The sequence below is a fragment of the Chitinophaga sp. Ak27 genome (assembly GCF_012726295.1).
Taxonomy (GTDB): domain Bacteria; phylum Bacteroidota; class Bacteroidia; order Chitinophagales; family Chitinophagaceae; genus Chitinophaga.
The window spans coordinates 1-460 of sequence record NZ_JABAOB010000029.1 but is presented as its reverse complement, the minus strand read 5'-3'; the positions used below and the strand labels follow the sequence as shown (position 1 = coordinate 460).

General features: G+C 35.4%; 1 protein-coding gene. It reads right to left on the bottom strand.

What is annotated here, in order from left to right; genetic code table 11:
- Positions 1–395: hypothetical protein (locus HGH90_RS31490; RefSeq protein WP_211172716.1), on the bottom strand; the 395-nt coding region annotated here is incomplete at its 3' end.
- Between the last annotated feature and the right edge of the window lie 65 nt (positions 396–460).

Genomic DNA, 460 nt, shown 5'->3' with positions numbered 1-460 from the left:
TTGGCTATTTTCTTGTTATATGCTTGAGATTGCATTCCAAAAAAATCTGTCCAAGAAGCCCCGACTTCTGTAAACAGACCGGTGCCGGTTGTACTTTGACCAGTTACTAAGCCCAATACCTTGTAATCCCAGTTAAATGGGCTATGTGTGGTAATTACAGGGACATTTTTAATATGCTCTAGTATTTCATCCTGAATCTTTTTTCGGTTAGCCACAAATTTGCTAAATGCCTGATTGTATGTATCAGAAAGGCATTTGCTGCATCCTGTAATTTTAGGAGAGTTGTTTACTTCCGCTATTAATTCCGATTTTACGTCACTCATAAGGAAATTACTACTGAATACGCCATCCTTTATTTTGGCGCCACAATTTGGACAAGATGTTAAATTATTCACAGGTAATCATTTTATAGTGGACTGAGGTTTATCCCTTAAATATAAATAATTATTTTCTACTAAAT